At 43.3% G+C, this 12,382-nt stretch carries 14 protein-coding genes; 10 read left to right on the plus strand and 4 right to left on the minus strand.

Annotated features, from left to right (window positions below):
* Positions 1-74: 74 nt before the first annotated feature.
* The 3 genes from PBF_RS19280 to PBF_RS19290 all read left to right on the plus strand — a co-directional run bounded on the left by PBF_RS19280 (position 75) and on the right by PBF_RS19290 (position 1,463).
* On the plus strand, positions 75-284 hold the full coding sequence (locus tag PBF_RS19280; RefSeq protein WP_035332039.1) for a hypothetical protein: 210 nt from the start codon (positions 75-77) through the stop codon (positions 282-284).
* A gap of 141 nt (positions 285-425) precedes the next feature.
* Complete coding sequence (locus PBF_RS19285) at positions 426-989, plus strand: superoxide dismutase family protein (RefSeq protein WP_035332041.1); 564 nt, start codon at positions 426-428, stop codon at positions 987-989.
* Positions 990-1,088: 99 nt separating this feature from the next.
* Positions 1,089-1,463: a PH domain-containing protein gene (locus PBF_RS19290; RefSeq protein ID WP_035332043.1), complete on the plus strand. Its 375-nt coding sequence runs from the start codon at positions 1,089-1,091 to the stop codon at positions 1,461-1,463.
* A gap of 416 nt (positions 1,464-1,879) precedes the next feature.
* On the opposite strand, the gene PBF_RS19295 is transcribed toward PBF_RS19290, so the two are convergent.
* Positions 1,880-3,049: a MalY/PatB family protein gene (locus PBF_RS19295; protein ID WP_035332046.1), complete on the minus strand. Its 1,170-nt coding sequence runs from the start codon at positions 3,047-3,049 to the stop codon at positions 1,880-1,882.
* Between the two features lie 114 nt (positions 3,050-3,163).
* Between PBF_RS19295 and PBF_RS19300 the strand changes: the two genes are divergently transcribed.
* Positions 3,164-3,424: a DUF1871 family protein gene (locus tag PBF_RS19300; protein ID WP_035332048.1), complete on the plus strand. Its 261-nt coding sequence runs from the start codon at positions 3,164-3,166 to the stop codon at positions 3,422-3,424.
* 300 nt (positions 3,425-3,724) lie between these two features.
* On the opposite strand, the gene PBF_RS19305 is transcribed toward PBF_RS19300, so the two are convergent.
* Complete coding sequence (locus PBF_RS19305; RefSeq protein ID WP_035332051.1) at positions 3,725-4,567, minus strand: alpha/beta fold hydrolase; 843 nt, start codon at positions 4,565-4,567, stop codon at positions 3,725-3,727.
* A 176-nt stretch (positions 4,568-4,743) separates the two neighbouring features.
* Here PBF_RS19305 and PBF_RS19310 point away from each other — a divergent pair, with 176 nt between their 5' ends.
* Both PBF_RS19310 and PBF_RS19315 read left to right on the plus strand, forming a co-directional pair.
* Positions 4,744-5,247, plus strand: a complete 504-nt coding sequence (locus PBF_RS19310; RefSeq protein WP_035332053.1) for an Lrp/AsnC family transcriptional regulator — start codon at positions 4,744-4,746, stop codon at positions 5,245-5,247.
* Positions 5,247-6,422 (plus strand): aminotransferase, encoded by a 1,176-nt coding sequence (locus tag PBF_RS19315; RefSeq protein ID WP_035332055.1) that lies wholly within the window; start codon positions 5,247-5,249, stop codon positions 6,420-6,422. The genes PBF_RS19310 and PBF_RS19315 overlap by 1 nt, the downstream gene beginning before the upstream one ends.
* Positions 6,423-6,525: 103 nt before the next feature.
* Here the strand turns inward: PBF_RS19315 and PBF_RS19320 are convergent, their stop codons facing one another.
* On the minus strand, positions 6,526-6,894 hold the full coding sequence (locus tag PBF_RS19320) for a helix-turn-helix domain-containing protein (protein WP_035332056.1): 369 nt from the start codon (positions 6,892-6,894) through the stop codon (positions 6,526-6,528).
* 261 nt (positions 6,895-7,155) lie between these two features.
* Here PBF_RS19320 and yugI point away from each other — a divergent pair, with 261 nt between their 5' ends.
* From yugI to PBF_RS19335, 3 genes are all read left to right on the plus strand, one after another.
* Positions 7,156-7,554 carry a S1 domain-containing post-transcriptional regulator GSP13 gene (gene yugI, locus PBF_RS19325; RefSeq protein ID WP_035332058.1) on the plus strand — a complete coding sequence of 133 codons (399 nt, stop codon included), beginning with the start codon at positions 7,156-7,158 and terminating at the stop codon, positions 7,552-7,554.
* Between the two features lie 244 nt (positions 7,555-7,798).
* The gene (gene nhaC / locus PBF_RS19330; protein ID WP_035332060.1) at positions 7,799-9,226 is read left to right on the plus strand and encodes a Na+/H+ antiporter NhaC; all 1,428 of its coding nucleotides are present in this window, start codon (positions 7,799-7,801) and stop codon (positions 9,224-9,226) included.
* Between the two features lie 139 nt (positions 9,227-9,365).
* On the plus strand, positions 9,366-9,731 hold the full coding sequence (locus tag PBF_RS19335; protein ID WP_035332061.1) for a group I truncated hemoglobin: 366 nt from the start codon (positions 9,366-9,368) through the stop codon (positions 9,729-9,731).
* A gap of 37 nt (positions 9,732-9,768) precedes the next feature.
* On the opposite strand, the gene PBF_RS19340 is transcribed toward PBF_RS19335, so the two are convergent.
* Positions 9,769-11,190, minus strand: coding sequence for a sigma-54 interaction domain-containing protein (locus PBF_RS19340; RefSeq protein WP_035332063.1), 1,422 nt, complete (start codon positions 11,188-11,190; stop codon positions 9,769-9,771).
* Between the two features lie 219 nt (positions 11,191-11,409).
* Between PBF_RS19340 and PBF_RS19345 the strand changes: the two genes are divergently transcribed.
* A partial coding sequence (locus PBF_RS19345; RefSeq protein ID WP_035332064.1) for an aldehyde dehydrogenase family protein occupies positions 11,410-12,382 on the plus strand: 973 nt, incomplete at its 3' end.

Below are 12,382 nucleotides of genomic sequence, written 5' to 3' on the forward strand. Positions count from 1 at the left end.
TTCATTGGACTGTGCAGCCATTGCTGATATAATAATTTAATGGACACTGCTTTTAGCAGAAAGGATGGATTAAAATGCTGCAATGGTATGTACTGTCACTGTTTTTGTATTTTCCTGAAGATAAATCAGAATACGGCCCGGCAGCTTTAACGTTTGCCATCTTCTTAATTGGGGCCATTCTTACCATGAGGTTAATTATCCGTGTATCAAGGCGCGAAGCAGCCAAAGCGAAAGAGCTTGAAGAGCGCATTGACAGGCAAAATAGACAAGAGGGGAACAGCTGAGCGGCTGTTCTTCTTTTTTTGTGTAAGATCTAGCCCAGCTTTCAGGAGTCGGAGGTGAGTATGGCACTTGCGCTGCTCTTGTTTATTAATAAAGTGATTGGGCAACACTAAAGGCAAATTGTCTTGATGGAGGATTCAATCATGAGAAAAGCTTTGATGCTGGGTTTTGTTCTTCTTCTGTCCGGCTGCGGGGAAGAGAACATTACAAATACAGAAGTCGAAATGTTTAATGCTGCAGGCGATTCATTAGGCACCATTAAGGTGCAGGAACAGGCGAGCGGAGTGAAATTGACCGGAGATCTGAGCGGGCTGCCGCCGGGGGAGCTTGCCATCCATATCCATGAAGAAGCAAAATGCGAACCCCCTGATTTCAAATCCGCCGGGAATCATTTCAATCCTGATAATAAGGAGCATGGTCTGCTACATCCAAAAGGATCCCATGCGGGTGATCTTCCCAACCTGATTGTAGAGGATGACGGCAAAGTGAAGATTGATTTTATGGCGCCTCAGGTCACGTTAAAAGAAGATAAAACTTCACTGCTGACAAAGGAAGGGACCTCCATTGTCATCCATGACGGGCCGGATGATGGCATGACCCAGCCGGCAGGAGATTCCGGAGAACGCATTGCCTGCGGCCGAATTTCAAAAGATAAAAAAGAAGAAGGGCAGAAAAAAGCACAGGATGATCAGTCAACAGAAGAATAAATAAGTGAAGGCTTTCCGGGAAGGGAAAGCCTTTATCACTGGGAATTTTTCCGGACGATCCGTATAATGGAGTTAATCTTATAAATGGAGGTTAGTTAAATGGGTATTTTCGATGGCTTTATCGGCAATGCCTCCGAAGCGGACATTAAGGAGGTGCAGGACGAATTTTCAGCCGTCCTTGCTCCAAGTGAACAGGTTGAAAAAGCCTACAGGCTGGTCCGTGATTTATTCATTTTTACAAACAAGCGCCTGATTCTGGTGGATAAGCAGGGAATCACAGGGAAAAAAATCGAGTATCACAGCATTCCTTATAAAAACATTACCCATTTTAGCATTGAAACCGCAGGCAGCTTCGATCTGGAGGCCGAATTAAAAATTTGGATCTCAGGATCAGACGAACCAATTGAAAAACATTTTAATAAAAACTTGAACATCTACGAAGTGCAGAGCGTGCTTGCTGAATATGTACTGTAAATCCCCTTGCTTGAAGCGCGAGGGGATTTTACTTGTGATATCTGATTAAATATCCTTTTCACTGGTCATTACATTCCCAATGGACCACCGCAATCCCCGCAAAACACATAAGAAAAGCGCAAGCGCCTTGCCCACCCCCGACAAGCACAATACGAGCCTCCCGGAAAGGCGTTCTTTGCCTTTTTGGGAGGATTGTCCGAAATGTGTAGGCGACTGCCCTTTCAAGGAACGCAGACTAAGAGCGCCACGTCCTGTGGCAACGGCTTATGACCCCGAGTCCCTAAGAGCCGCAACTAGACAAGCTTGTGACCTCGAGGGGGTAGGCTGCTTGCGCTAGACAGTTATCGACGTTCAAAATTTTATACTTTCTTATCTTTCAAAAAAAGCACGGCCTCCCAGCCGTGCCTCCGCACACATCACTCAAAAGCCCGCTTCAGCCTCTCCAGCCCCTCCGCCAATACTTCATGCGGGCAGGCAATGTTCATTCGGACGAAGCCTTCACCGCCCGGACCGTATTTTGGGCCTGGTTCCAGGGCGAGTTTCCCTTTTTCCAGAAGACTTTGGCGCAGTTCGGCATCACTTAATCCCAATCCGCGGCAATCCATCCATAGCAGATATGAGCCATCCGGCTCCATCAGGCGAATACCGGGAAGGTGTTCACCAATAAATTCAGCTGCAGTCCGTTTATTTTCAGCGAGATAATCCATCAGACCATCCAGCCATTCTTCGCCATGTCGGTAAGCTGCTTCCATGCCGATGATTCCAAAGGCCGACAGCGTAAAGAATCCTTGCTTGTGCTGTTCTGCCTGGAAAGCCTTTCGCAGCTTCTTATTGCTAATAATGGCAGCTGAAGCTTGAATCCCTGCGAGGTTCCAGGTTTTTGTCGGAGCTATGCAGGTGACTGTAATGTCTGCAAATCGTGGATCCATTGAAGCAATAGGATAATGCTTGTGGCCTTTATAAATTAAGTCAGAATGGATCTCATCGGAAAGAATAAGGCAATCATATTTAACACAGAGATCTCCTATTTTGCTAAGTTCCTCTTCTGTCCACATGCGGCCTCCCGGATTGTGCGGATTACAGAGAAGGAATAGTTTTACTCCCTCTTTCAATTTATCTTCAAAATCGGCAAAATCAATTTCGTACCGGCCATTCTCGAGCTTCAGCTGAGAATTAACGACTTTGCGGCCATTCTGTTTAATCATTTCAAAGAAAGGAGTGTATACGGGAGACTGGAGCATTACTTTATCCTCTTTTTCCGTAAAAGCCTGGATGGCAGTTGCGATGGAGGGAACTACTCCGGTGCTGTATAAAATCCACTCATTATTGATTTTCCAGCCATGCCGCCTGTATAGCCACTGTCCAATAGAGTCTGCGGTTGAATCAGGAGCAAACGTGTATCCGTAGACTCCATGAGCTATTCTGCCTTCTATTGCTTTCTTCACTTCCTCGGGTGGCTGAAAATCCATATCTGCTACCCACATCGGCAATACATCGGATCTGCCGAAAACCTCCCTGGTCCGATCCCACTTAACAGAAGCTGTATTTTCCCTGCTTATTTTTTGATGGAAATTAAAACGATCCAACCCTGTCACCGCCTTTAGAATTCTTTTATGTACCCTGACTCTATGATATGATATTGATGCTAAAAATTAAAATATTGCGGCTTCATTCAGCCGAATAATAATCAGGTGATATAAATGGAAATGCAGCAAACGAATCTTTTACTTGTTTATACACTGGATCAGTGGGATCCGTTTGGAGTGGGCCCGGGCAATTATGACACTGAAATTGCAGATTCAATCCAGGCCGTCCATGATTTGGATGATCAGGTGGAATTAGCGAGGAGGATTCAATCCATATATGAATTTTCTTTTGAGGAAATCATTCCTTTGGAAAATTGCAAAGAAGTCTCCGGGCGTCTTCTTGAAATCAAGAATAATGGCTCCTGCGCTATGTAAAGTGAAAAAAGGCAGCTCTCCGTCCCGGGGGCTGCTATTTTTATCGCAGTCTAACGGGCAGTAAGACCCCCGCTTCAAGACTCAGAGTGATTAAAGGAGGATAAGCGGAGGTCAAACTGCCCGTAAAGGCCCGATTGGTGAGATACAGTGAAACTTGCCGAGGCGCAGGCAGAGGCTTAGTTGAACCAATCGGGTTCGTAGTGTCGATTGATCGAAGCGCTAGCGGAGATCTTAGCGACACTAGAACGCGACTAACAATCAGTGGGGGATAAGGAAATCCCCACTGATTGAAGTTTCACTTTATCTGCACACTGAAACGGAATTTACAAAACTCAGGATGTGCTTAAGAACATCTTCCGGCCTCTCTTCCGGCACGAGATGACCGGTATCTTTTAATACCACCAGCCTGGAATTCTTTAAATCTTTATTCAGCCGTTTTCCGATATGCAGCGGCACGACCCTGTCATGTTCTCCCCATATTAGAAGACACGGCGTTTCTATTTTCTTTAATGCAGCAGCAGGCATATCGCCTTCCCTGTCGCGAATCATCCTGGTTAATGCCCGGAAAATATCATCTTCTAAAAATGGCGACAAATAGCCATAGAGCATTTCATCATCAATCATGGAATGATCGTAGACAACATTTTTTAAATTCTGTTTTACCCCTGAGCGCTGAAGATATAACTTCACATACAGATGAAAGAATGGTATGTAGCTTGAAAAGATGATATGCGGCTTCATTCGTTTCATATATCCGGAACTGCACAGCAGTACGGCCTGGTCAACCAGATCAGGGTTGGAATGTGCAACATTTAATACAATCTGTCCCCCCATGGAATGCCCTATTAATGTGACTTTTTCAAAGCCCAGTCTTTCTGATAAGCGGATAACCGTATCAGCCAGGTTTTTATATGAGTAGACGAATTGCTGGGATTTCCCGCTTTTGCCGAAGGGCGGCAAATCCATCGATACCACATTGAATTCCGTTTGCAGCAGAGGAATCAGCCTGCGAAAGCTAAAGGTGGATGAAAGAAAACCGTGGAGCAGAACCAGGGTATTCCTGGAGGACTCATGTTTATAGTATTCATAATAAACATCTGTTCCATTAATTGGCTCTGTTCCTGAAAATGTCGCTTGTTCCATGGGCCTACCCCCTCCTAGATTCGGTTTCACAATATTTTCCCCCTAATCTTAATCTTGACACATATGATTTTAAAGAAATTAATAAATAATGAAAGTGACACATTTATTTTTCGAAGTTTTTGCTATAATGTAACTATTTTATAGAGTAAATCACTAAAGGATGGGAGCGACAAGTATTGAAATTAACTGAAAAGCAAATCGAAGTGCTGGAAATTTTAGAAAATAACAGTGCGCGAATCCCTGTGGAAGACATTGCGAAAATGGCTCAAATAAGTGTGGCAGAAACTGAAACCATCTTAGATAAGCTCGAGGAAAAGAAAGTGCTTGTGCGTTATAATTCTGTTATTGACTGGTCAAAGGTGGATGGCCATGAGGGAGTTACCGCTATGATTGATGTAAAGGTAGCTCCAAAGCGCGGAGTAGGATTCGATGAAGTTGCACAGAGAATTTACCGTTTCAAAGAGGTGAGGTCTGTCTATCTAATGTCCGGCGCCTATGACCTTTCTGTCATCATTGAAGGCCGTTCCATGAATGAAGTCGCCCGATTTGTATCAGAAAAGCTGTCGACTCTCGATTCCGTCTTGTCGACAACGACACACTTCATTCTAAAAAAATATAAGCATGACGGCACTATATTTGAACAAAATGAAGATGACAAACGAATTGTGGTGTCACCGTAATGAAGGGAACGAAGTCTTATTTATCCAAAACGGTAGAAGAGCTGAAGCCTTCCGGGATTCGCCGCTTTTTTGACCTGGCTGCAGGAATGGAAGGAGTCATTTCCCTTGGGGTGGGGGAACCAGATTTTATCACACCCTGGTCAGTGCGTGAAGCAGCCATCCTTTCCCTTGAGCAGGGATATACCTCTTATACAGCTAATGCCGGGTTAATGGAGCTGCGGGAGGAAATTGCAGGCTATATGCAGAAGAGCTTCGGAGTTTCGTATTCACCCCAAAGCGAAATTACCGTTACGGTGGGAGCAAGCCAGGCATTGGATATATCTCTAAGGGCAATCCTTGATCCGGGTGATGAAGTAATTGTGATTGAACCAAGCTTTGTTTCCTATGTTCCCTTAGTAACTCTTGCGGGAGGTGTGCCTGTCCAGATCCAGACTTTAAAGGAGAATGGGTTTAAGATTCTGCCTGAGCAGCTGGAAAACGCAATAACCCGCCGGACGAAAGCCATTATACTTTGTTCACCCAATAATCCGACTGGAACCATGTTAACCGGAGATGAACTGAACGCAATTGCACAAATAGCTGAAAAGTACGACTTGCTGGTGCTTTCTGATGAAATATATGCAGAGCTTGCTTATGATTCGGAATATACGAGTTTTGCATCCATCAGAGAGATGAAGAAAAGAACAATCTTAATTTCGGGATTTTCAAAAGGGTTTGCCATGACAGGCTGGAGATTGGGGTTTGTCTGCGCTCCAGAGGAAATCTCACAGGCAATGCTGAAAATTCACCAATATGCGATGATGTGCGCACCTACGATGGCGCAGTTTGCTGCACTTGAAGCCTTGAAGACCGGCAGATCAGATGTTGAGGGTATGAAAAAGAGCTATAAGCGCAGGCGGAATTATTTTGTTCAGTCTCTAAATGAAGTTGGGTTAACATGCCATATGCCGGGTGGAGCCTTTTATGCTTTTCCATCTATTAAATGTACCGGGCTTTCTTCTGAAGAATTTGCAGAAAAGCTGCTGCTGGAGGAAAAGGTAGCGGTCGTGCCAGGCAATATTTTTGGCGAAAGCGGGGAAGGTCATGTGCGCTGCTCTTATGCCACTTCCATGGAACTTCTGCAGGAAGCGATTAAGAGAATTAGCCATTTCTTAAATCAACATCAGAAGGCATAAAAAAAGGACAATCCACAACAGATTGTCAACTTCAAAAAGGGGGGAATACTAGAAAGCCTTACACTTCAAGGCTAACCAGTATTCCCTTTTTTTATACTCCCTTTTATAAAACTTTTTGATCATATTTAATTTCATATAGCATTTGCATGACACGGAGGAAATCTTCCTCACTGAATTCCTTAGCTTTCCTCAAGATAAGCTTTGCTTTTTTTGTGCCAATCTCACGCACAAGCTGTTCGATTTCATAATCGATTCCTGACTGGCCCTTCTGGAGTTCCTGTTCAAGCAGTTCGGAAGCTGGAATATCCAGGGCTGTTGAGATTTTTAAAACAGTTTGTGTATCAGGAATCTGATCTCCATTTTCGTATTTTGCAATAGTCCCCGCCCCCACTCTCACCTTTAATGCGAGCTGCTGCTGGGTCATATTTGCACGTTCGCGGCAAGCTTTAATGTTATGGCCTATATTTGACATATCCATCACTCCCACTAACAATTTCTTCTAGTTATATTTTATCACGGTAGAGTTAAGATCTTTGCTGTACTTCATGAACATTTAGTTAACAAACAAATAGAATGAGTACATATTGTTTGCGGATTGTTTTATTATAATGAATGACAGTCAGTTTTTCATTATGTCTGAGATTTAATTTCCTTTGATATTTTAATCAAGTTGTGATATAATTTTTTATTGCGTATAAAGAGATAAAATTTGAATTTAAATAGGAGTGTTTTCATGTCTGAGAAAATCGAAGTAGGCAGTGTTATTACAGGAAAGGTAACGGGTATTCAGCCATACGGTGCGTTCGTGGCATTAGATGAGAATACACAGGGATTAGTCCACATTTCCGAAGTGACTCATGGGTTCGTAAAAGATATTAATGAGCATCTTAAAGTGGGCGATGAAGTAAAGGTGAAGGTTCTTTCTGTTGATGAAGCAGCAGGAAAAATCGGTTTATCAATCCGTGCAACAGAAGAAGCGCCACAAGCAGAAGCGAAAGCAAGAAAGCCTCGCAAGCGACAGGCAGCTCCAATTAAAATGGAAGACGAATCTGCACAGGGATTCAATACACTTAAGGATAAGCTTCAAGAGTGGATTGACCAGTCCCAGCGCGAGGATCTTATTAAGAAGTAATAAAAATGAAAACCGGGTTTTGCTGCCCGGTTTTTTATTTTTTATTGTGATGCAAAAAATATTTGCTTTATATGCAAAATGAGCGGGCGCTCGACAATATATTTTGCATGCTTACCTAAATAAAACAGATATAAATTAATTTTTTTTAGGGTAAATAGTCTGAAAAATGTTTGAATTTTATATCTTGGCATTAATCTTGCAATAGTTATACCATCAGACGTGTTACTTTAAAAGGAGGAACATTATGAAAGAAACAACAGGAAAGAAAATTCCCTTCTGGTTTGCAGTGCTGCCGCTGCTGGTAATGATTGCTGCAATGATTATTACGATTGTTAAGTTTGAAGGGAGCCCACATGTGCCTTTAATTGCCGGAACTATTGTATCCGCTTTCATCGCGTGGCGTTTTGGCTATAAGTGGAACGATATTGAGGAAGGCTTCTATAAAGGCATTAAGTTAGCGCTCCCGGCTATTCTGATAATTATAATGGTCGGTTTGACAATTGGCTCCTGGATTGGCGGAGGAATTGTAGCGACCATGGTCTTTTACGGATTAAAGCTGATGACTCCATCCATGTTTTTAGTCTCTATTTGTATTATCTGTGCCATTGTCACTCTGGCAATCGGAAGCTCATGGTCTACAATGGGAACGATTGGCGTCGCCGGAATGGGAATTGGAATCAGCATGGGCATCCCGGCTCCAATGGTGGCGGGAGCTATCATCTCAGGCGCCTATTTCGGAGATAAAATGTCACCGCTGTCCGACACGACTAATTTGGCTGCGGGAATCACAGGTACAGATCTTTTTGAACATATAAAACATATGTTTTACACAACCCTTCCAGCGCTGTCCATTGCCATTATTGCTTATTGGTTTTTGGGAAGGCAATTTGGCGGGGATGATTTGAATAATGATAAAATTTCTGGTGTCATGAATGTTTTATCGGAGAACTTTGTCATCTCCCCTTGGCTATTATTGGTACCTGTAATAGTTATAGGGCTAGTGGCAAAAAAAGTGCCTGCATTGCCCGCGCTTGCGGTTGGTGTTTTCCTTGGCTGGCTTTGCCATATTTTTGTACAGGGAGGCGCTGTAGGGGATGCCGTGAATACGTTACAAGGCGGGTTTTCTATTGAATCAGGGAACACGATGGTGGACGAGCTATTTAATAGAGGCGGCATTGACGATATGATGTATACTGTGTCCCTGACGATAGTAGCGATGGCCTTTGGAGGAGTTATGGAGCAGACCGGCATGCTAAAAGCCATTGTTGAACAGATCCTGAAATTGGCCCGCTCAGCAAGGAGTTTAGTAGCCACTACTGTGCTATCTGCCTTCTTTACCAATATAGCGGCTGCAGAGCAGTACATTTCCATTCTGCTGCCGGGCAGAATGTACACACAGGCATTTAAGGATAAAAATCTGCAATCTAAGAATCTTTCGCGGGCCCTTGAAGATGGAGGTACCGTCACGTCCGTTTTTGTTCCTTGGAATACTTGTGCGGTGTTTATCATGTCAACACTGGCCGTTCATCCATTTGAATATGCACCTTATGCGATTTTAAATTTCACTGTGCCGATTCTGGCTATTTTCTTTGCCATGATTGGCTACAAAATTACTTTCATGAGTGATCAGGAAAGAAAAGAAATCGAAGAAAAAGATCAATTAGCATCTTAAATTTCAGGCTCCGTACCCTCGGAGTCTTTTTGTTTTTTGAAAAATAATAGGGTAATTGTAAATTAATTCGGGCTGTAAAGTTTTTGAATAGGAACTTTCAGTTAGCAAAGAATACATTTTGTTGAAAGGAGCGATAGTTATGCCAGAACAGGCACTTTATGAAAAAGTAGGCGGCGGAGAATCTATTGAAAAGGTTGTCGATTATTTTTACGAGGAACTGGTATTGAAGGATCTGACCGTCAATCAGTTTTTCGAGCATACCGATATGGTAAAGCAGAAGCGCCATCAATCCAAGTTTATCAGTTATGCTCTGGGAGGACCTAACCAATACTCAGGCAATTCCATGGCAAAAGCACATGAGGGCATGAATCTGCAGCCGGAACACTTTGATGCGATTGCCCGGCATCTGCATGATGCACTTGCGCATTTTGGAGTGAGTGAGAGGGATATCGATGAAGCTTTGACTCGTGTTGCAGCGCTTCGGGACGATATAATATACAAATAAGCTCCCCGTGAGGAGCTTTTCGTTTTTGCTGAACCAATCAGCTTTTTTCTTTCCTGACTCCGTACTTCCTCAGCCTATATTGAAGATTTTGCCGGCTCATGCCAAGGGATTTTGCGGCTTGGGTTATATTATTGCCATGGTGTTTAAGAACTTTCTTTAGATAGTAGGTTTCAGCTTCCTGTATATATTGTTCGAGTGTTTTAATAGGTTTGTTTTTCTGAATCAGCATATCCTCCAAATGTCCGGTTTCGTTCGGCTCCTCCTTGAATTGAGGCTTATTTCGGAAGTGAAGAGGCAAATGCACATAGCTGATCGCTTCTTCCTGATCAATCAGATTCATGGCCCCTTCGATAATATGCTCCAGTTCCCGTACATTGCCCGGCCAATCGTATTGCTCGAATTTGCTCATTACTTCTTCATCGATTTCCGCTACATTCATCCCAAATAGCTGATTGTATTTTTCTATGAAAAATTGTGCAAGGTCCCGGATATCCTTTCTTCTCTCGCGCAGAGGGGGAATGAAGAGGGAAACAACACTTAGCCTGTAATATAAATCTTTTCTCATACGGTCTTCTGAGATAGCATCAATCGGGTCTTCGTTAATGGTTGCTATAATTCTTACATCTACTGCCCGGTCTTTCGTATCACCGATCCTTCTGATCGTTTTTTCCTGCAAAACTCTCAAAAGCTTTGCCTGCAGGGATGGATTAAGTGAATTGATTTCATCCAGCAGCAAAGTCCCGCCATTTGCCTGTTCAAACAATCCTGGCCTTTCAATGGAGCCTGTAAAAGCCCCTTTTTTTGTACCAAATAAAAGACCCTCTATCAGACTGTCCGGAAGAGCAGCGCAATTTTGGGAGATAAATGGTTTTGAAGAGCGGCTGCTGCCATTATGGATGCTTTGGGCAAAAAGCTCTTTCCCTGTGCCGGTCTCCCCGATAATCAGGACGGAAGAACTTGTCCGGGTTGCTCTTTTGCTCGCTTCAATCACTTCATGGATTTCGTCGCTGCTGCCAATAATACTATCGAAAGTATAGCGGGTGTCTCCGCGTTTATTCATATTTTCTCTGATCAGCTTTTCAAGCTTGGTGACATCACGTGCGATTTCCATGGCGCCAATCTGTTCACCATCTTCCATAATTGGGAAAGTATTATTGATCGTGGTGATTTCCTGTCCCTTATTGTTAAAATAGGTTTGTTTGGCATTTTTAATTTTGCTGCCATTTTTGAGCGCCTGAAGCAAGGTGCTGTCTTCATCTTGGTTGAAAGAAAATACATCCAGCAGATTTTTATCCAATACATCTTCATAATCCATGCCTTCTATTTGGGCCATTTTTTTATTGTAGAATGTTGTTCTTCCTTCCTCATTCACTACATGGACACCAACATCAATTTCATCTAATATCCGCTGAAAGAACTTGCTTTTCAATTGGAGCTGTTCAAATTCCCTTTGATTCATTGTGATCTCCTTCACTCGGCAGTTTATTCAATAGTATATACTAATTCGAATATATGCAATGAAAATTTGCACCAACAACTATTAGTGATTTGAAAAGGGCAAAAATATTTTGCTTTCAGCTTATGAAAATACTCATTTATCAGCTTTTTATATTTGGCACAGTTCTTGCATTATAAAATGGTGGATGAAAAAACGAATTTATTAAAGGGGGATGGCATCATGGTACAGCCGTACAAACATGAACCTTTCACAAACTTTAAAGCAGAAGAAAACCGCGAAGCATACCTGCAGGGATTAAAAACAGTCGAAAGCTATTTAGGACAGGACTATGACTTATTAATAGGCGGAGAAAGAATCTCTACTGAAGACAAAATTGTATCCATCAATCCTTCTAATAAAGAAGAAGTGGTTGGCCGTGTTTCAAAGGCAAACCGCGAGCTTGCGGAAAAAGCGATGCAGGCTGCTGTGGAAGCATTCAAAACATCGAGAAAAGTGAAGCCGGAAACACGCGCAGATGTTTTATTCAAAGCTGCTGCGATTATCCGCCGCCGAAAAGCTGAGTTCTCTGCCCTTTTAACAAAAGAAGCAGGAAAGCCTTGGAACGAGGCAGATGCTGATACTGCGGAAGCGATTGACTTCCTTGAGTACTATGCACGCCAAATCTTAACAATCAAAGACGGTGTTCCAGTCAACAGCCGTCCGAACGAATATAACCGTTATGACTATATTCCATTGGGAGTAGGGATCATCATCTCTCCTTGGAACTTCCCGCTTGCGATCATGGCCGGCACAACTGTTGCGGCAATCGTGGCCGGAAACACCGTTCTATTAAAACCAGCTTCCACTACACCTGTTGTGGCTGCGAAATTTGTTGAAGTGATGGAAGAAGCAGGCCTTCCGAAGGGCGTTCTTAACTTCGTTCCGGGCAGCGGTGCAGAAGTGGGCGACTACCTGGTTGACCACAAAGACACTCGCTTCATTTCCTTCACGGGTTCACGCGACGTTGGTCTTCGCATCAACGAACGTGCTTCCAAGCTAAACGAAGGCCAAATCTGGCTAAAGCGTGTTATCGCTGAAATGGGCGGTAAGGACACAATCGTTGTGGACAAAGAAGCAGACCTTGAATTGGCAGCTACTTCAATCGTTGCCTCTGCTTTCGGATTCTCCGGACAGAAGTGCTCGGCATGCTCAC

Origin of the sequence: Cytobacillus firmus DS1, assembly GCF_000565285.1 — a bacterium.
GTDB lineage: Bacteria > Bacillota > Bacilli > Bacillales > Cytobacillaceae > Cytobacillus > Cytobacillus firmus_A.

Bases quoted from the DNA above. Each gene is read 5' to 3' on its own strand.
- PBF_RS19280 (WP_035332039.1), top strand. From the start codon at position 75: ATGCTGCAATGGTATGTACTGTCACTGTTTTTGTATTTTCCTGAAGAT.
- PBF_RS19285 (WP_035332041.1), top strand. From the start codon at position 426: ATGAGAAAAGCTTTGATGCTGGGTTTTGTTCTTCTTCTGTCCGGCTGC.
- PBF_RS19290 (WP_035332043.1), top strand. From the start codon at position 1,089: ATGGGTATTTTCGATGGCTTTATCGGCAATGCCTCCGAAGCGGACATT.
- PBF_RS19300 (WP_035332048.1), top strand. From the start codon at position 3,164: ATGGAAATGCAGCAAACGAATCTTTTACTTGTTTATACACTGGATCAG.
- PBF_RS19305 (WP_035332051.1), bottom strand. From the start codon at position 4,567: ATGGAACAAGCGACATTTTCAGGAACAGAGCCAATTAATGGAACAGAT.
- PBF_RS19315 (WP_035332055.1), top strand. From the start codon at position 5,247: ATGAAGGGAACGAAGTCTTATTTATCCAAAACGGTAGAAGAGCTGAAG.
- PBF_RS19320 (WP_035332056.1), bottom strand. From the start codon at position 6,894: ATGTCAAATATAGGCCATAACATTAAAGCTTGCCGCGAACGTGCAAAT.
- yugI (WP_035332058.1), top strand. From the start codon at position 7,156: ATGTCTGAGAAAATCGAAGTAGGCAGTGTTATTACAGGAAAGGTAACG.
- nhaC (WP_035332060.1), top strand. From the start codon at position 7,799: ATGAAAGAAACAACAGGAAAGAAAATTCCCTTCTGGTTTGCAGTGCTG.
- PBF_RS19335 (WP_035332061.1), top strand. From the start codon at position 9,366: ATGCCAGAACAGGCACTTTATGAAAAAGTAGGCGGCGGAGAATCTATT.
- PBF_RS19340 (WP_035332063.1), bottom strand. From the start codon at position 11,190: ATGAATCAAAGGGAATTTGAACAGCTCCAATTGAAAAGCAAGTTCTTT.